This is a genomic window from Pseudoalteromonas lipolytica (assembly GCF_001306915.1).
Classification (GTDB): Bacteria; Pseudomonadota; Gammaproteobacteria; order Enterobacterales; family Alteromonadaceae; genus Pseudoalteromonas; species Pseudoalteromonas simplex.
On the sequence record NZ_LJTC01000003.1, the window covers coordinates 96,691 to 117,518 of the forward strand.

General features: G+C 41.5%; 15 protein-coding genes. 9 read left to right on the top strand and 6 right to left on the bottom strand.

Translation table 11 applies throughout. From position 1 onward, the window contains the following. Positions 1-217: 217 nt before the first annotated feature. Positions 218-775, bottom strand: coding sequence for a GbsR/MarR family transcriptional regulator (locus AOG27_RS05715; RefSeq protein WP_054552053.1), 558 nt, complete (start codon positions 773-775; stop codon positions 218-220). Between the two features lie 250 nt (positions 776-1,025). Between AOG27_RS05715 and adhP the strand changes: the two genes are divergently transcribed. The 3 genes from adhP (at position 1,026) to AOG27_RS05730 (ending at position 4,253) form a co-directional block, all read left to right on the top strand. Then, on the top strand, positions 1,026-2,036 hold the full coding sequence (adhP, locus tag AOG27_RS05720) for an alcohol dehydrogenase AdhP (protein ID WP_054552054.1): 1,011 nt from the start codon (positions 1,026-1,028) through the stop codon (positions 2,034-2,036). Between the two features lie 290 nt (positions 2,037-2,326). Then, on the top strand, positions 2,327-2,884 hold the full coding sequence (locus AOG27_RS05725; protein ID WP_054552055.1) for a hypothetical protein: 558 nt from the start codon (positions 2,327-2,329) through the stop codon (positions 2,882-2,884). A gap of 799 nt (positions 2,885-3,683) precedes the next feature. Further along, positions 3,684-4,253 carry a hypothetical protein gene (locus AOG27_RS05730; protein WP_054552056.1) on the top strand — a complete coding sequence of 190 codons (570 nt, stop codon included), beginning with the start codon at positions 3,684-3,686 and terminating at the stop codon, positions 4,251-4,253. Between the two features lie 125 nt (positions 4,254-4,378). On the opposite strand, the gene AOG27_RS05735 is transcribed toward AOG27_RS05730, so the two are convergent. Together AOG27_RS05735 and AOG27_RS05740 are read right to left on the bottom strand one after the other, a co-directional pair. Further along, positions 4,379-6,787 (bottom strand): TonB-dependent receptor, encoded by a 2,409-nt coding sequence (locus AOG27_RS05735; RefSeq protein ID WP_054552231.1) that lies wholly within the window; start codon positions 6,785-6,787, stop codon positions 4,379-4,381. A 197-nt stretch (positions 6,788-6,984) separates the two neighbouring features. Next, the gene (locus AOG27_RS05740; protein ID WP_054552057.1) at positions 6,985-8,253 is read right to left on the bottom strand and encodes a metal-dependent hydrolase family protein; all 1,269 of its coding nucleotides are present in this window, start codon (positions 8,251-8,253) and stop codon (positions 6,985-6,987) included. Between the two features lie 147 nt (positions 8,254-8,400). Here AOG27_RS05740 and AOG27_RS05745 point away from each other — a divergent pair, with 147 nt between their 5' ends. The 3 genes from AOG27_RS05745 to AOG27_RS05755 all read left to right on the top strand — a co-directional run bounded on the left by AOG27_RS05745 (position 8,401) and on the right by AOG27_RS05755 (position 11,310). Then, positions 8,401-10,224, top strand: a complete 1,824-nt coding sequence (locus AOG27_RS05745; protein ID WP_054552058.1) for a DUF885 domain-containing protein — start codon at positions 8,401-8,403, stop codon at positions 10,222-10,224. A 64-nt stretch (positions 10,225-10,288) separates the two neighbouring features. Next, positions 10,289-10,786 (top strand): YcgN family cysteine cluster protein, encoded by a 498-nt coding sequence (locus AOG27_RS05750; RefSeq protein WP_054552059.1) that lies wholly within the window; start codon positions 10,289-10,291, stop codon positions 10,784-10,786. After that, positions 10,786-11,310 (top strand): RNA methyltransferase, encoded by a 525-nt coding sequence (locus AOG27_RS05755; protein ID WP_054552060.1) that lies wholly within the window; start codon positions 10,786-10,788, stop codon positions 11,308-11,310. The genes AOG27_RS05750 and AOG27_RS05755 overlap by 1 nt, the downstream gene beginning before the upstream one ends. Before the next feature lie 26 nt (positions 11,311-11,336). Here AOG27_RS05755 and AOG27_RS05760 read toward each other — a convergent pair whose 3' ends face one another. Beyond that, the gene (locus AOG27_RS05760; protein ID WP_054552061.1) at positions 11,337-13,073 is read right to left on the bottom strand and encodes a hypothetical protein; all 1,737 of its coding nucleotides are present in this window, start codon (positions 13,071-13,073) and stop codon (positions 11,337-11,339) included. A 179-nt stretch (positions 13,074-13,252) separates the two neighbouring features. On the opposite strand from AOG27_RS05760, the gene AOG27_RS05765 reads away from it, so the two are divergent. Next, positions 13,253-14,938 (top strand): M1 family metallopeptidase, encoded by a 1,686-nt coding sequence (locus AOG27_RS05765; protein ID WP_235523676.1) that lies wholly within the window; start codon positions 13,253-13,255, stop codon positions 14,936-14,938. Positions 14,939-14,997: 59 nt separating this feature from the next. Here the strand turns inward: AOG27_RS05765 and AOG27_RS05770 are convergent, their stop codons facing one another. After that, positions 14,998-15,951: a carbohydrate kinase family protein gene (locus AOG27_RS05770; protein ID WP_054552062.1), complete on the bottom strand. Its 954-nt coding sequence runs from the start codon at positions 15,949-15,951 to the stop codon at positions 14,998-15,000. Further along, the gene (locus AOG27_RS05775) at positions 15,951-17,168 is read right to left on the bottom strand and encodes an AGE family epimerase/isomerase (RefSeq protein ID WP_054552063.1); all 1,218 of its coding nucleotides are present in this window, start codon (positions 17,166-17,168) and stop codon (positions 15,951-15,953) included. Before AOG27_RS05775 ends, AOG27_RS05770 begins: the two co-directional genes overlap by 1 nt. 137 nt (positions 17,169-17,305) lie before the next feature. Here AOG27_RS05775 and AOG27_RS05780 point away from each other — a divergent pair, with 137 nt between their 5' ends. Continuing rightward, positions 17,306-18,577 carry a sugar MFS transporter gene (locus AOG27_RS05780; RefSeq protein WP_054552064.1) on the top strand — a complete coding sequence of 424 codons (1,272 nt, stop codon included), beginning with the start codon at positions 17,306-17,308 and terminating at the stop codon, positions 18,575-18,577. Between the two features lie 347 nt (positions 18,578-18,924). Further along, positions 18,925-20,823: a methyl-accepting chemotaxis protein gene (locus tag AOG27_RS05785; RefSeq protein WP_054552065.1), complete on the top strand. Its 1,899-nt coding sequence runs from the start codon at positions 18,925-18,927 to the stop codon at positions 20,821-20,823. The last annotated feature ends 5 nt before the right edge of the window (positions 20,824-20,828 follow it).

The window sequence follows — 20,828 nt, forward strand, 5'->3', positions numbered from 1 at the left end:
TAAGTCAGAACGTAAATAAACGCTTAATTATTAGTATAGCAAAGGCAAGAGTAGTTATGACTATCCATTCAAAACGCGCTAAAGCACGGCCTACAAGAGAGCGCGCGAAACAAGTTTCACGCCTACGGTGAGTCCCGTAGGAACGGCTTCAGCCGTGAAGTTTAGATGTTCGGCGTTGAAACGCCTCCTACAAACTTTCCCCTAGCAACTCGCTAACTTATTCCCCTTTCCCCGGTTTTTTCAAAATCTTATCTTTAAAATCAAGCACCTTGCCAATGCCAGAGCCTAGTTTCATTAGGCTTTGAAGTTGTTCAGGGCTTAAGCGTTGTAGCTCTGCTGACCATTTGGTTACGGTTTCAAGTAGGTCGTGAATTTCTTGCATTTGCTGCTGAGCAAAGCGTTCATCATCATTGTGGGCTTCTTCTAAAATGTTATCGCGAAGCAGGCTAAGGGTAGGGTCTATCTCGCGCTTTTTACGCTCTTCGAATACGCGGTTGGCCATATCCCAAATGCTGCCAGCAGGGCCGTAGTATTCTTTACGGTCACCCGGAATATGATGCACTTTAATTAAGCGCCAAGACTGTAGCTCTTTAATACCCATACTTACGTTTCCGCGCGAGATACTTAAGGTATCGGCAATTTCATTGGCGGTCATTGGCTCTTTAGTAATGGTTAATAATCCACACATTTGACCAATGGTGCGGTTAAAGCCCCAACGGCTACCCATTTCACCGCAGTGCATAACAAAAGCTAAGTTTTTTTCAGATAGGCTCATAATTTTTAGTATTCAAAAATTTCAGAAATTAAATGCTAGCACGCTCGGGGTATAACTAAAAGAAATAGCCACTATGCAATCTGCTACTACTAAAGTGTAGATACGCCATTATTTAGTTTTAAGTTATTGAATTTAAAGTGTAGTTTAATTAAATGCCGCAGTGATTAGCTATTTGATGTGGATCAATAATAGTGACAGTTAATAAGTTTATCGTATAGGCTGAAATCCAATAATACCATGGAGGAACGTTATGAAAGCTGCAGTAAATAAAGAGTACAAAGGTAAATTAACAATCGAAGATATCCCATGCCCAGAGGTGGGAATTAACGATGTGCTAGTTAAAATTGCCGCGTGTGGAGTGTGCCACACAGATTTACATGCTTGTCATGGAGATTGGCCAGTTAAACCCAAAATGCCATTAGTGCCGGGCCATGAAGGGGTAGGTACTATCGAAAAAGTAGGCGCAAACATTAAACACTTATCAGTAGGCGACCGTGTCGGTGTTCCTTGGTTGTATAGCGCCTGTGGTCATTGTGAGTTTTGTTTAGAGGGCAAAGAAACCTTATGCCTTGAGCAGCACAACACTGGGTATTCAGTTGATGGAGGTTACGCCGAGTACTGTGTAGCCCATGGCGATTACGTGGTTAAAATTCCTGAAGGATTAGGCTTTTCAGAAGCCGCACCACTATTTTGTGCGGGTGTTACTACCTATAAAGCGCTTAAAGTGACTGATGCAAAAGCGGGTGATTGGGTGGCAATTGTCGGTGTTGGCGGCCTTGGCCATTTAGCAGTGCAGTACGCAAAAGCAATGGGCTTTAATGTAATTGCCGTTGATACCGGCGAGAGCAAGTTGGCCCTAGCTAAAGAGCTTGGCGCAGACATTACTATAGATTTTATGAAGCAAGTACCTTCAGAAACCATTTTTGAACAAGTGGGCGGAGCACATGGTGTTGTGTGTACTGCTGTTTCAAAACCCGGTTTTGAGCAAGCCTATAAAAGCGTTCGCCGTGGCGGTAAATGCGTGCTTGTAGGTTTACCACCCGAAGATATGCCATTGCCAATTTTCGACACCGTATTAAATGGTGTGTCTGTTGTAGGCTCAATCGTTGGTACGCGTAAAGACTTACAAGAATGCCTCGACTTTGCAGCAAAAGGGAAAGTTAAAGCCATTATTGAAGAAAAACGCCTAGAAGATATCAACGATATTTTTGACGATATGCTAAAAGGCGACATCACTGGTCGAATCGTGATGACGCTTTAAACTGAGTTAGTTGATGCAATGCTGTCAGGTTTGATTGAGTGATTCAATTGAATCTGACAGTTTTTCATATGCTAAAAAGCAGCGTGTTGTAATTCGTTATTACTTCAATACATGCTTAAGCGAATTTATCAAAAGAGCGAATTCGGCCGTTCACAATTGCATTTCTATTTCGTCAAAGTTTATTACTGCATAGTCAGAAAACGACCCTATCGTTCATTATTGTCCTAGGACAAAAGCTAGAACCACTGCATTTTCGTTGTATTGGCAATTAGTTTAGAAGTTTGTTACAAATGAGTCATTCAGAAAGCGAGTATTCGCTCGCTATATACAAATTATACAACACTTTAATCACTAGTATGAATCAAATTCTTAAATATTTAGCTCTACTCGTAAGTACATTAAGTTTAGTGAGTTTGTTCCAACAGTTTTTTACGGTTGGTCTTTCAGAAGTGTTCTCAAGTATCTTGGTGTATTATAGGTTAGTTGTATCAGGAGTATTTAAAATCTTTAGTATTGATGTGCCTCAAATTCTTTTGGATTTATGGACACTCTCTTTCATCACTTCGGCCGCATACATTAGAACTGAGAATATAGAAAACAGCCGCTTGCTTCATAAAATAGATACAACTTCGCTATATAAGCACTGGAAGATAATTTACTTTTTTATCCTAGGTTTTTTTTTCATAGGACTAGCAATTTTGTTCTCAATGTTAACCCCCCAAACCTACGTTGACGAAATGAATGAGTCACCTAACGACCTTATAAAAGGAGCTGTTTTAAACTTAATTTTAGTTGTTTGTGCTTTAGTGTTATTTTTCGGAATGAATGCTTATGCACCATCTTTGTAAGTGTTGTATAATAATCGCATTAAAGGGGGACGCAAAAATTTTGGTTGCGCTCATATTTCGCTTTATGCACCACTTATGCGGTCGTTAATGCCGTCTAATTTTTGCACAAAACTTACCTTCATCTCTGAAGCATTTTTTCCAAAAACGAACTACCAATAAAACTCGCTCTCACTAAACAAAAAAAGTGTGTAGCTGAAGGTTAATTTAGCATTACGCTTTTCTCCTAGCATACCGCATAAGAACATTACTTTTGAGTAATAGTTTTTGTTAAACAAATTATTAAAGAAAAACGCCTAGAAGATATCAACGATATATTTAACGACATGTTAAAAAGCTATATCACAGGCCTTATTGTGATGACTCTTTGAGTTGATTCAGTTAATTTGTTTAATTATTTTGGCTGATATTTACTTTGATGTGTAAAAAATATAATTGCTTATCTAGATAAGTTTAGGTGTAATGGGAACTAAAAATACGCTGAGCAATACAGGGAAAGCTGAAACAAAAGCTAAGCTAAAGCCACTAAAAATCAAATTCCCATAGCAAAAATATCCCCAACTCTGATACATCGGGCAGATATTAGCGAAGCCCAAAGCTATTATGCAACAAAAACTGTGATTCGTATAATCTCTATAGTGTTGCCATACAAAGTAGGAATAGTGGCAATCGGATCTCAGTTATTTCATAGTCCAATGTAGTTACTAAATGTTTAGGTTGGTGGCTCTAAAAGCTAAATACGGCGTTATGTCTATCATTTTAAAAACAATACTCTTAGTAAAAAAAGGAATTACTTCAAATTATGAAAAAAATTATGATTATTACATCGTTATTGCTAAGTGGCTGTGCAGCACAACCGATACAATATGATTTAGATGGTAATTACACCGGTAGCCCAATTAACATAAATAAAAATATCCCTAAAATTAGTATTAATAATTTTACTTATGAACCTCATCGGAATATCAGCCAATATGCTACATCAGGGTTTGGCTGTGCACTTTGTCAATCTGACGGGAGTTGGAGAGGGTATGTTTTTCAGCAGCCTGTAAAAGATATTATTCAAGCTGAAGTTGAATTAGCCTTCAAAGAAGTTTCAGCAGGTAAATCAAATGGAACATGTGAGTTGAACGGCCAAATACACGCTGTTGGTTGGAATAGTATTAATGGTGATACAACAGTTGATATTACTTACATATTAAAAATAGGAGAGTCATCTGAATATGTTAAAAGAGCAAAAGGCTTATATGACGGTGGCATTTTTGAAATACAAAAACTAGAAAAAATTTGGGATAAGCCTACGAGAGCCTCTGTTCAAGAATTAGTTTGGGATAAAAATTTTGTTGAGTTATTACATAACAAGTGCACGTAAGTCTGACTCGACAGAATAAGTTATTTAGCTTAGGACGAGGCTAGATCATCTTATGTTTAATATCAAAAATCTAAACAAAAAAAGCGCGGCTTAACTAAGCCGCGCTTTTTGCTATTAATTCACAATTAAAGTGTGTAGCTAAAGGTTAATTTAGCATTACGCTCTTCTCCTGGCATGCCGCCTAAGAACATTGCTTTTGAGTAATAGGTTTTGTTAAACAAGTTATTTAGGTTTAACTGTAGTTTCCAATCATCTGTTTGGTATTGAATGGCGGCGTCGTAAACCGTGTAGCTAGGTACGTAGCCATCAGGTATACCAAACGAGGTTGAGTTTGTGCTGCGGTCATCAACATATTGTACGCCTGCGCTAATTGTCAGTGGCTCGGCTAAATCAAACCATTTAGCGTCATAGCTTAACCAGCTGCTTGCTGTTACATAAGGCACACCTTTTTGGCGAGTATCGAAAGATGATGAGTTAGGGTTTTTCTTATCGCGAGCGTCTTGATACACCGCGTTTACGTTAAGTTTCCACTGCTCGTTTAAATCGGCATTTAAATCAAGCTCAACACCTTTGGTTTGCTCTTCACCATCGTAAAAGCTTTTTGGTACTGAGGCATCAGATACACCGGCTTCGTACTCTGGGTTGGCATACTCAAGGTTGGTACGGGCACTATCAAATACCACAAGTGATGCCAGTAGTTGATCGTCAAAGGCTTTTACACGCATACCAATGTCGTTACTGACTGACTCGGCGTCATCGCGGTCTGCTTCGTTACCCGATACACTACCAAGTACGCTGTAGGCTGTGCGGCCTTTAGAGTGGTTTACAAAGAACGAAATATCATCGCTAAGTTTATAAGTTGCACCTAGGTTATAGGTCATACCGCTGTCTGATGTATCTGCTTCTGGCGTTGGCTCGGCGGCACTAGCGCGGTAGCGCGCATCAACACCAAAGTGTTCGTAGCTTTGTTTAATACGGTTAAACGCAACACCTACACGGGTTGTGAAAGTGTCGTGAATATAGGCAACATGTTGAATACCCACACCCCAAGCTTGAACCTTTTTGTTGTAATCGCTGGTTTTTAGCGGGTCGTAGTCGTAAAAGCTGCCTTCGCCCCAGTTCGGGTTACGAATATCAAAAATGTAAGGTAATTGACCTTGGTAAATAACCTCTCCATCTTTGTTTTTAATGACCTTGTCGGCATCGTAAATTGAGTATTGTTTAAAACGAATATCGCGGTCTTCGTAGTTGGCGTTTACAAGTAGTTCGTTATCGATTCCGGCAAAGCTAAAGTCATAACGCAAGTCTGCAAAGTATTGCCATGATTTTTCGTCAGCTTCTACTTGGCGGTACTCTTGGCGACGCGCTGCAAATGGGTAAAGTACGTCATCAACCACTAAAGGAGCGCGCGGGTCGGCATTGATCACGCCATTACGGTTCCAATAAACATAGTTATAAGCACCCGTTTGGCGGGCAAAGCTCGATTCGTAATTACGATATTGTAATTGCTGATTTAAAAATAAATTATCAGTAATAAAGTAGTTATGAGTTAACTTAAAGCGCAGCTCTTCGCCTTCGTTATCATTTGCCATCGGCGAGATAATACCGTTATGACCAAAGGTGTAAGGAGTTAAGCCATCATTTGCTGCCAGTGAGCCAGCTAATTGTTGGCGTTGCTGTTCGGTTAGTTGCAGGCCTTGTGCAGTTGCGTCGTTAATTAAATCGGCGGCGGTTACTTCACCTGCGGTTTTGCCATTCACTGAGTCGCTGTTAAAAATACGAATAGGGTGGCCAATTGAGTCAACGGCAATGGCATCTTTAATATAAGCGGCAGAAATCATGATGTCTTGTTTGTCGCTTAATACGTATTTTAACGCGCCATAAATTTCATCACGGTCGTCTTTTAAGTCGCGGTAGCCATCGCTGCGAGCGGTTTTTGCGTTAACGCGATAAGCAAGGTTGTCGGTTAATGCTGCTGTGCTATCAAAGCCTAATGAGTAGCTATCCCATTGACCAAGCTCAGCATTTACCGTGTGTTTTTCAGTAAATTGCGGTTTCTTCTCGATTAGGTTGATAACACCACCTGCGCTACCCATACCATATAAACCTGTTGCAGGGCCTTTAAGTACTTCTACAGATTCAACATTGGTCATTGAGCGTGTAGGGTTAAAGGTGTTACCTAGGCCTGCACCGCCATACATGCCATCGTAAGTATAGTTAGCGCCTAAACCGCGGATCACTAAGTTATCACCAATACCGTAGTTGTTACCGGCTTGGGTTACACCACTGATGTTACGCACTAAGTCTTGTAAGTTAGTTGCGCCTTGCGAGTTGATAAGCTCTTGATCAACAACTACAACAGGTGCAGGTGTTTCCATTAGGGTCATATTTGACTTTGTGGCAAGGCCAGATTCAAGTACCACACGGTTTTGTTTGTCGTAAACGGTAATACGTTCAACTGAGTCTAAATCGCTGGCGTTTGCATTGAATGCGCTTAAGCAGGCTAGGGCTAAAATTGAATATTTATATGTCATGATTATAGGTAATTGTCGAAATTTTTCGGCAATGATAATGCGAGACATTTTCATTTCAAGTTTTATTTAACCATTATGAGTATTTTTTTAACCTAGATACATTTTTTTAACGGGTGTGTTTTTTGTTGGTAAATTTGTTTTCAAAATGGTTACATGAGGTGTGGTTGGCTTTGCAAGTGCAAAGCCAACATTGTGGCTTATTTAAAAACTTTACCGTCTTTCATTACAAATTGTACATCTTCAAGTACTGCAATGTTTTCAAGCGGGTTGCCTTTAACGGCGATAATATCGGCTAAGAAACCGTTTTTGATTTGCCCAAGTTGATTATCAGCTTTAAGTAGTTTGGCACTATTGATGGTGGCAGACTGCAAGGCTTGCAGCGGTGTCATACCAAATTCAATCATACGCGAAAACTGCTTTGCGTTATCGCCATGAGGGTAAATCGCTGCATCGGTACCAAATACCATGTTTACGCCTGCTTTTACTGCGCGGCTAAAGCTATCGCGTTGCTTTTTAGATACTTGGCGCTCTTTGTTGAGGTTTTCTTCTGCAACCCCATTTTGTTCACCAAAGGCAAGGGTGTACTCAGTGTTGTAAATATCCATTGAGAACCAAGTGCCGTGTTTTTTAGCCAGTTTAATGGCTTCGTTATCGACAAAACTAACATGCTCAACACTGTCTACACCGGCAACAATGGCCGCTTTAATACCACTGGTACCGTGCGCATGGGCTGCAACGGTTAGGCCACGTAAATGAGCTTCGTCAACAATGGCATTCATTTCGTCTTGGCTATATTGTTGAATACCGACTTTTGTGCCTTTTGAAAATACCCCGCCTGTAGCGCAAAACTTAATGGCATTAGCACCGTACTTAATGTTTTCCCGTACTTTAGCGCGCACTGCCCATGGTCCATCAGCAACACCTTCGGCGGTGTATTTCATTTCTGGTGGTAAACGGTTGTTATCACAGTGACCGCCAGTAACACCTAAAGACGGGCCAGCCGCCCAAATACGCGGGCCAACAATATCGCCTGCATTAATGCCATCGCGTACTGCAATCACGCTGTAGCCTTCTGCGCCTAAGTTACGCAGCGTTGTAAAACCTGCATACAGTGTTTTTTCGGCAAAGTGTGCCGCTTTAATTGCTTTACGCGGAATCGATTGACCAATTCGCTCACTGCGCGGTACGGTAGGATCGCTCGTTAAATGCACATGCATATCCATTAAACCCGGCAGCAAAGTCAGTTCTGGTAATTGAATGTGCTTATCGCCGTCTTTTAAGTTTGGCTGTTTATTGCTTTGCACAGCTGTAATTTGACCATTATCTATACTAATGAGTGGTGATTTAATCAGTTTACCTGAATTTACATCTACCATGGCTTTTGCCGATAAGTAGGTTGTTGCGTAGGTATTTAAAGGGGTTAGGCAAGCTAGGCCTAGGCTAATAGCAAGAGCTGTCTTTTTCATTTTTATTCAAAATTGGTAAGTCGAGCCGCCACTCTAGCAATCAGCTTACAAAGTGTAAATAAACTGCGATAAGTTGCAGCGATACTTGCTAAATAGGGAACTAAACCCTCATAATTTACGCGTACTTAATATAAGGGCAGGGAAAGAATGAAAAACGTAAAACTAGCACTACTTAGTTCGGCAGTGATGTTTGCATTACTTGGTTGTAATGAATCAACGCCAAGCAACGAAAAAACAACGCAGGCAGTAAGCAAACAAGCACCAAGCGCAACGTCAGCCACAGAGCAACTTGATACATTACTAGCAGATTACTTTGAAGCAGGCTTAAAGTTTAGCCCTGTTAGCGGCACTTACATTGGCCGTAGTGAATTTAACGATCAATTTATTGCACCCATTAGTAAAGCCAACCGCGACGAGCGGCTTAATTTTGTTAAAGAATACCAAACTAAATTAGCAAATATCGACAAAGCGCAATTAAAGGGTCAGTCATTATTGAGCTACGAAATTCTAGCTCGCGATTTAGACCTTGCGATTGAAGGTGCTCAATTTCCAAGTTACTTAATGCCAATTAATCAAATGGGCGGGGCGCACAATACCTTTGCTGCGTTAGGCTCTGGGCAAAGTGCACAGCCTTTTAACACGGTTGAAGATTATCAAGCATTTGAAAAACGTGCTGACGGTTTTATCGCGTGGTTAGACAGTGTTGAGCAATCAATGCGCCAAGGCATGAAAGACAAAGTGGTTCTTCCTAAACCGCTTGCTGAAAAACTATTACCGCAATTTCAAACTCATATTGTAGAAAAACCAGAAGAGTCATTATTCTGGGGGCCAATTGCTCAGTTACCTGAATCTTTCAGCGACGAGCAAAAAGCACAGCTAACAAGCGCGTACACGGCGATGATCAGCGAACGTTTAGTGCCTGCGTATCAAAAAATGGCTGACTTTTTAGCGAATGAATACATTCCAAATGCCCGTGAAAGCATTGGTTACAGCGACCTACCAAATGGTAAAGCATGGTATGAGTATCAAATTAAACAGCATACAACGCTTAGCCTAAACGCCGATGAAATTCATGACATTGGTTTAAACGAAGTATCGCGCATTTTATCTGAGATGAAAAAAGTCAAAGAGGCTGTTGGTTTTGAAGGCGATTTAAAAGCGTTTTTTGAACACCTAAGAACTTCAGATGAGTTTTACTACGATACGCCAGAAGAGCTAATTGCCGCGTACGAAGCAGTAAAAGAAAAGATTGATGCTAAGCTGCCGCAAATGTTCGATATTGCGCCAAAAGCGCCATACGTTGTAAAAGCAGTTGAAGATTTCCGCGCTGAATCTGCTGCAGGTGCATCTTATCAGTCGCCAGCACCAGATGGCTCACGCCCAGGTATTTTCTATATCAATACCTTTAATCTAAAAGCACAGCCTAAGTTTTTACTTGAAACCTTGTCTATTCACGAAGCGGCACCGGGTCACCATTTTCAAATTGCCTTGCAACAAGAAATTGAAGGATTACCACTATTCCGTAAATTCGGTGGCTACACGGTATTTGCAGAAGGTTGGGCATTGTATGCAGAAAGCTTAGGAAAAGAGCTTGGCTTATTTACCGACCCTTACATGTGGTACGGCCGTTTATCAGATGAGCAATTACGTGCAATGCGCTTAGTGCTTGATACTGGTTTCCACGCAAAAGGCTGGACACGTCAACAAGGTATTGATTACATGTTGGCTAACTCATCAATGGCCGAAAGTGACATTATCGCCGAAGTTGAGCGTTATATCGCATGGCCGGGCCAAGCGCTGTCGTACAAGTTAGGTCAGTTCAAAATTCAAGAACTACGTGACTACGCGAGCAAAGAGTTAGGCGATAAGTTCGATATTAAAGCTTTCCATACGCAAGTGCTAATTGATGGCGCATTACCGATGCCGATTCTTGAAGAGAAAATTAAGCGTTGGGTTAACGAGCAAAAATAGCACCTTTGCGCGCATGCTGGCTTTACGCTAGAATGCGCGCTGTTTAGGGGCTTTGAGTAATACCATGTTAGAAGATCAATTTTGGCTTAAGCGCTCGCTTGAGCAAATGTCACAACCCGAATGGGAAGCCATTTGTGACGGCTGTGGTAAATGTTGTTTAAACACGTTTATCGACAGCGAAGACGAAGATGAATTTACCGCAACGGATCAACTTCGCGAGGGTGAAGAACTCATTTTCACTAATATCGTTTGCCAATACCTAGACAACGACACCTGTGGGTGTAGCGAATATGCGAACCGCCAAACTTTGGTGCCTTCATGTGTAAAGCTCACTAAAGAAAACCTTAAAGATATCTTTTTTATGCCGCAAAGCTGTAGCTACCGTCGCCTTTACGAAGGCCGTGGCCTTGCGTCTTGGCACCCGCTACTGAACGGTGGCAGTAAAGATATGATGCATGAGCTGGGTATTTCTGTGCGTGACAAAACAGTAAAAGACTGTGATGTAGACCTAGATGATTTTGACCTTTACGTGGCCGAGTGGCCAACCAGAGACATTGATTAATGAGCGCCCTTAAAGCAAGCATTGGCCTGTTAAACCCAAAAAGTCCAACCAATGTGGGTGGCGTACTACGTGCCGCGGGTTGTTACAATGCCAAGCAGGTGTTTTTTACTGGTAGCCGCTATTTACGCGCTAATAAGTACCATACTGATACTAAAAATGTGCTTGAGCATATTCCGCTAACGCAAGTTGAAAGCCTAGAGCAAGCAAAGCCTGAAGGTGCCACAACTGTGGTGATTGAGCTTGTTGAAGGTGCAACGCCGCTGCCTGAATTTAAGCACCCTGAAAACGCATTTTATGTATTTGGCCCTGAAGATGGCTCGGTGAGTAAAGACGTGCTGAAATGGTGTGATGAAGTAGTGTATGTGCCAACCATAGGCTGTATGAACCTAGCCGCAACCTGCAATGTTGTGCTGTACGACCGACTTGCCAAACTCGGTGGTATTGAAAGTTCAAACGACACCATTTGTAATAGTCGAGACACTAACAACTCACTTAAATGGCAACAAAAAAAGAGCGCTAAATAGCGCTCTTTTTAGATTCAAACTCAAAATTACTTTTTAGTAATTTGTACGTTACTTTCAAGGCCAATGCCGTTGTCGGTAATGTCTGTGGCAAAATAAACACCGACAGGTTGGTCGCGTAGCGAATCAAGCTCAGCCATTTCTTCATCACTTAATTGACCCGTTGCAGCAATCGTATCAAGCAAAGGTAATAAGATTTTTTGTACGTCGAATGCCATGTTCACAAAGCCATTTTTAGTGACACTTTGCGACTCTAAAGTCTCGGCAATCTGCGCTGACTTATCACCCGTGAAAATCACAATATGATTGCCTTTAAGTGCCATTTTTATATCAAAGTTAAGTGGCACAGGCGATGGAATGTATTCATTGATCAGTACTGCATCACCATTGGCTGGTAGTTTTATGTTAGCAAGCGGCGGTACAAAACCTTGCGCAATTGAATACAAGCCATGGGCATCAGTCGCCGATAGGGTAACGATGGCATCAAGCTTGTCTATTTGTGGGCCGTTGTAGTCATCGATAGTAAATGCAGCGTCTTGAACGCTGACACTCATACCTTGTACGCCATTAGCAAAGCCCGACATCATAGCAAGGCCAGCAGTGCTTACTTCTTGCATTTCATTTTGTAGTGCGACAATTGGGCCACAGTTAAACTCAGCCGACTTAATTGCACCGGTTAGTGTATTGGCCAGTGGCAGTACTTTTGCCACATCAATACCATAGGCAACACTCATCATTTGCCCGTCAAGCCCGGTGGTATGTTTTGGTACAAAACCACGCACAGCTTGTAGGGTATTTAGTAAGTCTTGATCTGTGCTTTGCAGTACTGCTTTTACGTCAAAGTCAGCGTAGTCGGCGGTAATACGTGTTTTTGTTGTGCCAGATACTGTTGCAGGCCATTTAGCGGCAATGGCTGCTATATCATCTTGACACTCAGGTGTTGAAATCATTGCTAACGCATTCGCTTGCTGGGCTTTATCAAGTAGCTCTTTGAGCATCTGGTGTAAGCGAGAGTCTTCTTTGCCTGTTACAGCATTGGCGATACGTTGATGATCAACAAAGCCAACCGAGTTACCATCAAGTGAGAAAGTTTTAATAAGCTCAGGTAGTTTTTTAGTCTCAGCCAGTGATTGAGCAGGTTTTTCTACGCCAAGGGCTATACGTAAGTCTTGGTCATTAGAAAGAGCAGTGGTTAGCGTGATGGTAGCCCAATTGTTGTGTGTTGATGCAATTAGGTTGAAGTTATCTAAGCCTTCAAGCTCAATGGCAAAGCGCGTGTAACTTACGCCTTCAAGGTTTTCTGTAGTATAAGCAATACCGGCTTCATCAGCAGATTGTTTAATGCTTTTGATAATGCTGCTTTGATCAGCGACCTGAAAACGCACAATCGGCATTAAACCTTGCGCGTACATCATGCCTTTGTAGTCATCACCAAAGCCCCATATCGATTTGAAGGCATCGTAAGAGCTCAATGATTGCTGGTATTTTTCCATCAGTGATGCAAGGAATAGGGCATTCTTATCATCAACTGTTTTAAGCTCAGCAATGATGGGCGTTAAATCGCTCGTGCCTTTCATTGCATCTGGCATAAGCGCAAAGTATTTACTGTACGGAAACGGTTTAAGTTGACCATAAAAAACTGCCGTATCGGCAGGAACGTATGCAAGCTCAGGTAAATCTACATCAACACTGGCTTTATTTTGTGAGTACAACAACGCACCTGCAACAATGGCAATCGCGCCCCCAGCAAGAAGCTTATTATTCATAGGATGAATTCCTTTTTCTAAAATTAGGAGAAAACATACCATGAAAGCCGTTTTCTGACCAATGTTGCTGTATTAAACGGATTGAATTTTTGTAACAAGTTATTCACCGCAAAGCACAGTTTTAACTTTTAACCTATGTCATATTTTAATAATACAAATAACAACATGGAGTAGATGTTTTGCAGGTAACTCAATTATTTAAAAGCGTGTCAGCCGTTGCTATGATCGCCATTCTAGCTGGCTGTAGTGTTAAACCTTTGCCACTTGATCCAAGCGTTGGTGATACTGGTCAGCCATTATCGGCAGTTGCACTAAAAAGCGATGTGCAATTTTACGACTTATCACTTGAAGTGTTTCCTGATGATAAACGCATTAAAGGGGTGTCGAAAACGCAGTTTAAAATGCTATCTGCAAGCCAATTTGTTGAACTAAAACTTGATAGCCGATTTTTAATCACTGCAATTACCTCAGACGATAAAACACTTAACTATACCCGCAATGCAGGTGTGCTAAACATTGATTTAGGTAAGCAATACCCTGCGGGCAGCACAGTAAGTGTTGCTGTGGCCTATGAGGGCAACCCCCATATTGCTAAAAACGCGCCTTGGGATGGCGGGTTTGGATTTGCTGAAACAGAAAGCGGCGAGCCGTGGATAGCTACCGCAGTGCAGGGCGAAGGCTGTGATTTATTCTGGCCTTGTAAAGATCATTTTGCTGACAAAGCCGATAGCATGCGCATAAGGCTCACGGTACCAAATGGCTTAAGTGCAGTAACCAACGGGGTATTGCAAAGCGTAAAACCAGTCGGAGCAAACAAACAACAATTTGATTGGCTGCTATCTGTGCCTGCAAGCGACTATAACATTGCCCTGAACATAGGCCCGTATCAACGTATTGAGCGTAGTTATACTAGTATTAATGGCACTGAGGTTCCGATTGAATTTTGGGCACTTGCTAAACACACACAGCAAGCGTCGATGCTAATAGAGCAGGATTTGCGTTCTCAAGTCGCGTTTTTTGAGCGCTTTTTAGGGCCTTACCCATGGGGGAATGACAAACTGGGCTTTGTTGAAACACCGCATTTAGGTATGGAACATCAAACGATCAATGCTTATGGTAAAAAATATAAGCGTGATGCTGGCGGTTATGATTGGTTATTACAGCATGAGTTAGCTCATGAGTGGTTTGGTAATTTAATGACCCATGAAAAACTCAACGATGCATGGCTACACGAAGGCTTTGGCAGTTACATGCAGCCAAGTTATAGCTTGTATAAATTCGGTGAAGCGGCCTATAACCACAGCATGTATAAGTCGTATTTAGGGCTTAAAAACTGTAAAGCCATTGTACTTGATGGCGACATAACCTCAGATCAAGCATTCAACCCTGATATTTATGGCAAAGGCAGTTGGACTTTACATTCCTTACGCTGGTTAATTGGTGATGAGTTATTTTGGCAAGCCACCCGTGAGCTGCTTTATGGGGTGAACGACACCAAGCAATTAGCTTACCCAATTTCACCGCGATATCGAAATACCGATGAGTTTATTGCTATTGTTAACCGCTTAACGGCGAAAGATTATAGCTGGCTGTTTGATGTGTATTTAAAACAGGCTCAATTACCTGAACTTGATGTTATTCAATCAGCTAACAGCTTAACGCTGAAATGGAACAAAAACTCTTTGCAAGATAAGCCATTCCCTATGCCAGTTCCGGTGCAAATAAACGGTTCGTTGCAAACTTATTATGTTGAAAATGGCGAGATTAGCATTGCTTTAAAAGCGGGGGATCATGTGGTGATCGATCCAAACATGAAGGTGTTTAGGTATTTACCAATTATCGATAAATGTAAAACTGAGCAATAGCGAAGAAGCCCAGCATAAACTACTTTATACTGGGCTTATTACTCAACCTAAACAAAGTTCTAGGCTAAATCGGCTGCGCTTGGTAAAGACGCAAATGCACCATAACGGCTTACAGCAAAAGCGCCAGCTTTAGCTGCATAAGCAATGGTTTGTTCGATGTTAGCTGGGGTTTGGCAAAACGCTTTAAAACTTTGTTTGTTTTCACAGTGCTGACCAATCTTTGACAGCATGCCGCCAATAAACGCATCACCTGCAGCTGTGGTATCAACCACTTTTGTCGCTGGTGGGCTAACTTGACCTTTAAAGTCTGCGTGATAAAAGCTGATTGCTTCGCCGCCATTGGTAACTAGCAAACAGGTTACACCGGCCTTTAAAATGGCATCAATAGTATGCTCAAGTGGCATTTCTTGATGGCTTCTTTGATTTAAAAACTCAAGCTCTTCAAATGAGAGTTTAACGATATCTGCCAGAGAAATAACATGCCACATTCTATCAAGCGTATGGCGCATACTAGGCCACAGGTTTTCGCGCAGATTCATATCAAAGCTACAAATTGCACCAGCTTTTTTCGCCTGCGTTAAACCATAAATTGTTGTTTGATAGATATTGTGCTCAGTCAAACTGTTGCTGCATACGTGCATGATGGCGTGATTTGCAAACATTGCATGCTCAAAGTCGTCCACTCGATACAGTAAATCGGCAGCTGGTGGGCGATAAAAACTAAACGAGCGTTCGCCATTTTCATCGAGTGATACAAACGCCAATGCTGTTTTAGCCGCATCGGTGAATGTACAGTAATCAGTGTTTACCGCATGCTGCTCAAGCTCTTGTTTAATAAAGTGACCGAACATATCATCGCCTAGCATACCGCAAAAGCTGGTGTTTAGGCCTAGTTTTGCTGCTGCAACAGCCACATTGGCAGGTGCGCCACCTGCGTATTTGGTAAATGACTCTGGTTGTTTACCATCTGATAAAAAGTCGATTAATGCTTCGCCAAAACACACTAAACTCATTATGCATTCCTCAAGGTTAAGGTTCTTAATACTTCGTAGCAGGCACCCATAGTATGGTAGTCGGTTTTGCCTGCTGGCGATTTTGCGTCACTGTAGGGTTGGTTTTGTGCTGATAAAATGCGATACCACGCACCATATTGGTGATCTACCATATGTTGCCAACTGTATTGCCAAATTTTTTCGTACCATTGCCAATAGCTTTCGTCATTTGTGGCATCAGCTAGTAGGGCTGCTGCGGCTAATGATTCGGCCTGCACCCAAAAGTATTTATCTCTATCACAAATTTGTTTATCTGGTGCAAAGCCATAGAAAATGCCCCCATGTTGCTGATCCCACGCAATGCTCAGGGTTTCATCAAACAGGCTTTTAGCGCGCGTTACCAGCCAAGGTTCATCAATATGGCGGTTTAAAATAAGTAACAGTTTTGCCCACTCAGTTTGATGACCTGGTTGAAATCCCCAAGGTCTAAATAAATGCTGCGGGTCATCTTTGTTGTAATCTAAATCGAGTTGCCAATTTTTAGAATAGTGTTCCCAGACAAACTGTTGGCTCTGTGCAGCCAGTTTTACTGTGAAAGTTTCGGCAAGTTGTTTAGCACGTTTTAAATAACGGGTCTCGTTGGTTGCTTCAAAACACATCAGTAAGGCTTCGCATAAATGCATATTGGCATTTTGGCCGCGATAGTCATCTGCACAGCTAAAATCGGCATTTTGCTCATCTAAATAGGCATTATGCTGGGGTTCAAAGTAGTGCTGCTCTAATAAATCCCAAACTTGCGAAAGGGTATTTTTGCAGTCGTTTACCCCTGCTTTTAAGGCTACTGCGTTTGCAAGCATAACAAAGGCAAGCCCGTAGCAATGATTGGTGTCGTCTAACACGGTTACTTTGCCGTTATCATCTTGCTCAATAAGCCAAGCATAACCACCAGATGCTTGTTTATGCGCATGTTCAAGGTGAGCTAAACCATGTTTAGTGAGGCTTAAATATTCTGGCTCTTTAAACTCTATGTACGCCATTGCATAGTTAAAAACAAAGCGGGTGCTCGAGACTAAATGGCGAGTGTGTTTATCGTAGATCGCGCCATTATTTTTAAAAAACTGATAAAAGCCAGCTAAGCCATGGGCTGAATGATCAACACAATGGGGGTGATAAAAAGCAAGGGTATCTTGAATATGCTGCTTAAGAAAATCAGGGCTTTTAAAGTTAACTGTGGCCATGCGTTATTAATAAATCTGTGTACATCTTGCAACTATAGCAGGAAATAAAAATATTGGAACGTTCCTAGTAAATCTTTGTGCTATTTTTACTTCAATGTGTAGAATCAAAGGTAACTTGTTAACGGAGTGAAAACCACGTGAGTGAAATAAATACAAACCAATCGTTTGTCGCCGATGGTTCGCAGCAAAATAAAAACTACCTGCTACCACTGACAGCAATGACAACCCTGTTCTTTTTATGGGGTTTTATTACAGTTTTAAATGACGTGTTGATCCCGCGCTTAAAAGGGGTATTCGATTTAACCTACACAGAAGCAATGCTGGTTCAGTTTTGTTTCTTTGGTGCTTACTTTATTGTGTCGCTACCAGCGGGTATGTTGGTTAAAAAAATGGGCTACAAAAATGGTGTACTAACAGGCTTAGTCGTAGCATCAATTGGCTGTATGTTATTTTACCCAGCGGTTGTAGTACATGAGTACTGGTTATTTTTAGGTGCGTTATTTGTTCTAGCGGCAGGTATTACCGTATTACAGGTATCTGCTAACCCGTATGTTGTGGCGTTAGGTCCTGAAAAAACGGCGTCGTCACGTTTAAATTTAGCTCAAGCACTTAACTCACTCGGTACCACAGTTGGTCCATATGTGGGTGGTATTTTATTCTTTGGTACAGCAGGCACGTTAGCTGCAAACGCGGCAACTGCTGAATCTGTCAAAGTGCCTTACCTTATGCTTGCAGCTGCACTACTGACCATTGCTGTAGTATTTGCCTTCTTTAAATTACCCGTGATTGCAGAGCACACAGAAGAGCAAGACTGCAAAGCGAAAGGCCACAGCCTAGCTGAAGCACCTCATTTAATGATGGGTGTTGTAGGTATCTTCTGTTACGTCGGTGCTGAGGTTTCAATTGGTAGCTTCTTAGTAAACTACTTTGGCGAAGCGCACATTGCAGGCCTTGAAGAGCATGCGGCGGCAAGCCTAATTGCTTATTATTGGGGCGGTGCAATGGTGGGTCGTTTCATTGGCTCTGCAGCACTGCAAAAGATTGCGCCATCAAAAGCGTTATTCTTTAATGCCATGATGGTTATTGTATTGCTGTTAGTGACTATATTCACTGAAGGTGATGTGGCGCTTTATTCAGTACTTGCGATTGGTTTATTCAATTCAATCATGTTTCCGACTATTTTCTCTGTTGCTATTGAAGGCCTAGGTTCACTCACAAGTAAAGGTTCGGGTTGGTTATGTCTAGCAATCGTTGGTGGCGCCTTAGTACCATTAGTACAAGGTGTGGTAGCTGATACAGTAAACATTCAACAAAGCTTCTTTGTACCTGTGATTTGTTATGCATTTATCGCTTGGTATGGCTTAAACGTTGTACGCTTAGCAGATAGCTGGAAAAAACGCATCAGCTAAAAATAACTATTAATAAAAACCCCGCACAGAGTTGCGGGGTTTTTTTGTGCCATTTTTTGCTTTAGCCAACAAAATTAGATGACAGAATGATTTAATGAATACGTATTCAGGGGGGATTTAAGCGGTAATTTATAGGAACGTTCCAAAGAGTGTTTTGCTGCTTTTTATTAATGTGGCTTTAGAAGTTGAATGTGCTGCCGTTAATAAAGTAATTGATTTATAAAGAAAGCGTACTTTAATTATAAGTAACGATTTCCTAGTTTTAGCTTAATTTTATAAGACAAATGGCTTTAAATTTGTTAAATATAAAAGTGCTAACAACGAAAAAAATAACAAATAGGTTTGTCATGCAAAGCTCCAAAAGCACTTTGAAATTTACCACCAAGGTAACTGCGGCTGCATCACTGGTTTTAGTGATTGTGCTCGGATTATTTACCGTCAATAACTTCGTCTCTATGCGCAGCCAAACGCAGGAGCAGCTTTCGCTTGTTCTGCAAGAGATTTCTCAATCAGTATCGCAAAATATAGCTAACTGGTTAAACGCTAAATTAGCGATTGTTTCGTCTGTCGCAGACACCTATCAGCTAGGTGATAGTAAAGAGTTAACACTTAAACAACTAAACACAGCCGACAAAGCAGGTGATTTTAAAAATACCTATATTGGTATCACTGATGGCACTTTTGTATTGAATGATCAATCGGTTGTTTTACCACCTGATTACGATGCTACCAAACGTCCATGGTACAAACTTGTTGAAAATAAAAGCAGTACTGCGTTTACAGCCCCTTATATTGATGTAACTACCAATGAACTAACTATTTCTGCTGTAGCGCCAATGCAAGCAAACGGTGTGTTTAGTGGTGTTGCGGGTGCCGACATCGACATGAAAACGATTACCAAAATCGTCAACGAAATTGACTTTTTAGGGTTTGGTTATGGCTTTTTACTTGATAGCGAAGGGCATATTTTAAGCCACCCAGAAACGAAGTTTATCGATAAAAACATGCGTGACTTATTTGGCAAAGACTTATCGCTTCAATCTGAGTTCGTTGAAGTTCAAATTGATGACTCAGACAAATTAGTATCGTTTACCAAGGTTAAAGGTATTCAAAACGTTGATTGGTATTTAGGTGTAGTTATTAACGAGGAAATAGCTTATTCATCGGTTGCCTCATTTAGAAATATGGCAGCTATTTATATGCTGTTAGGTATTGTCGCGATTGTACTGATGATGCAGTTTTTACTTCGCTACTTAATGCGCCCAATGCAGCGCTTGAACGATGCAATTAAGGATATTGCACAAGGCGAGGGGGATTTAACCCGTCGTCTTGAAGTTGAAAATAATGACGAGTTTGGTGAGTTGAGCCATTACTTTAATGCGTTCATCGAGAAGATTCATACATCAATAGAGCAAGTTAAAAATACCACCGTTGAGCTTGAGCGCTTAGTTGAGAGTTTAGTTAATCAAACGCAAGGCACGCTCGACATGTATGCTGACCAAACAAAGCGTACAGATAACGTAGCAACTGCAATCAATGAACTGACATCGAGTGCGGTAGAAATCTCAAATAGTGCAAGTAATGCGTCAACCTTAGCAACCAGTGCTAACAGCCAATCATTACAAAGCCAATCCGCATTAGCTGATAATTTAACGGCAATTAATGCCTTGTCTCGTAATATGGAGCAGGCGCAAAAAACCATTAATAGTTTAGATGCACACACCGTAAGCATCGGCCAAGTGCTTGAAGTGATCAAAGGGGTTAGTGAGCAAACTAATTTACTAGCCCTTAATGCCGCAATTGAAGCTGCCCGTGCGGGTGAAGCGGGTCGAGGCTTTGCGGTTGTCGCCGACGAAGTACGCCAACTTGCGCATCGTACACAGCAATCAACGCAAGAAATCGAAGACACCATTTCGCAATTACAACAAGGCTCTGCGTCTGCGGTTGAAGTAATGACTGCAAGTATTCGCGACAGTGAAAAGAGTGTTGAGCAAGCTCATGTAGCTGGCGATAAAATGGCAGAGGTAACCCGTGCCATTGAGTCAATTGATGAGGTGAACCACAGTGTTGCTAATGCCACTACTGAACAAAACCAAGTCATTCAAAGCCTAGACAGTGACATACACTCAATTAGCGAGCTTTCTAATCAAGGCCAGAGCAATCTGAATAACACCTTAAACGAGTGTACAAAATTAAAAGCCCAGTTCTATGAGCTAGAACAATTGGTACTTAAATTTAAAGTTTAGTTGTT

Bases quoted from the DNA above. Each gene is read 5' to 3' on its own strand.
- AOG27_RS05715 (WP_054552053.1), bottom strand. From the start codon at position 775: ATGAGCCTATCTGAAAAAAACTTAGCTTTTGTTATGCACTGCGGTGAA.
- adhP (WP_054552054.1), top strand. From the start codon at position 1,026: ATGAAAGCTGCAGTAAATAAAGAGTACAAAGGTAAATTAACAATCGAA.
- AOG27_RS05725 (WP_054552055.1), top strand. From the start codon at position 2,327: ATGAGTCATTCAGAAAGCGAGTATTCGCTCGCTATATACAAATTATAC.
- AOG27_RS05730 (WP_054552056.1), top strand. From the start codon at position 3,684: ATGAAAAAAATTATGATTATTACATCGTTATTGCTAAGTGGCTGTGCA.
- AOG27_RS05735 (WP_054552231.1), bottom strand. From the start codon at position 6,787: ATGACATATAAATATTCAATTTTAGCCCTAGCCTGCTTAAGCGCATTC.
- AOG27_RS05740 (WP_054552057.1), bottom strand. From the start codon at position 8,253: ATGAAAAAGACAGCTCTTGCTATTAGCCTAGGCCTAGCTTGCCTAACC.
- AOG27_RS05745 (WP_054552058.1), top strand. From the start codon at position 8,401: ATGAAAAACGTAAAACTAGCACTACTTAGTTCGGCAGTGATGTTTGCA.
- AOG27_RS05750 (WP_054552059.1), top strand. From the start codon at position 10,289: ATGTTAGAAGATCAATTTTGGCTTAAGCGCTCGCTTGAGCAAATGTCA.
- AOG27_RS05755 (WP_054552060.1), top strand. From the start codon at position 10,786: ATGAGCGCCCTTAAAGCAAGCATTGGCCTGTTAAACCCAAAAAGTCCA.
- AOG27_RS05760 (WP_054552061.1), bottom strand. From the start codon at position 13,073: ATGAATAATAAGCTTCTTGCTGGGGGCGCGATTGCCATTGTTGCAGGT.
- AOG27_RS05770 (WP_054552062.1), bottom strand. From the start codon at position 15,951: ATGAGTTTAGTGTGTTTTGGCGAAGCATTAATCGACTTTTTATCAGAT.
- AOG27_RS05775 (WP_054552063.1), bottom strand. From the start codon at position 17,168: ATGGCCACAGTTAACTTTAAAAGCCCTGATTTTCTTAAGCAGCATATT.
- AOG27_RS05785 (WP_054552065.1), top strand. From the start codon at position 18,925: ATGCAAAGCTCCAAAAGCACTTTGAAATTTACCACCAAGGTAACTGCG.